The sequence below is a fragment of the Erythrobacter sp. CCH5-A1 genome, from assembly GCF_001557115.1.
GTDB lineage: Bacteria > Pseudomonadota > Alphaproteobacteria > Sphingomonadales > Sphingomonadaceae > Erythrobacter.
The window spans coordinates 1-595 of the sequence record NZ_LSKQ01000180.1 but is presented as its reverse complement, the minus strand read 5'-3'; the positions used below and the strand labels follow the sequence as shown (position 1 = coordinate 595).

General features: G+C 65.0%; 1 protein-coding gene. It reads left to right on the top strand.

What is annotated here, in order from left to right; translation table 11 throughout:
* A partial coding sequence (locus tag AX708_RS10905) for a S8 family serine peptidase (RefSeq protein WP_156454566.1) occupies nt 1-595 on the top strand: 595 nt, incomplete at both ends.

Genomic DNA, 595 nt, shown 5'->3' with positions numbered 1-595 from the left:
CTCCCGAGCACGGCGCGCTCGTCGACACCATGGCGGCGGCGGCCGAACACGATGCGACCATCATCCTTCCCCGATTCTCCGTGGCCGCGATTAGCGGCGGGCCCGAGCAATCGATCTCGATCGCACAGATGCTGCAAGCCGAGGGGCTGGTCTTGGACAGTCGGCCGGAGTTCTGGATGTTCGCCCTCGCCGATCCGCCCTGGGCGGACGATACTGATCGCACGTGGGGCCTGGCCGCCACCGCTGCGGATTCGAGCGCCTTTACCGGAGCGGGCATCAAATTGGCTGTTCTGGATACAGGCATCGATCTTGCCCATCCAGACTTCGCCTTTCGACCGATCACGCATGCGAGCTTTGTCCCCGGTGAGACCGTCGATGATATTCAAGGGCACGGCACGCATTGCGCAGGTACCGCCGCGGCACGACCGCTGCCGGGCGTGACTGAACCGCGGTACACAGTTGCGCCCGGCGCCGAGCTGTTCGTGGCCAAGGTTCTGAACAATCGCGGCGCAGGCCGCGAACTCGATATCATTGCCGGAGTCGAGTGGGCGCTCGACAACGGCTGCGACATCATCTCGATGTCGCTCGGCCGCGC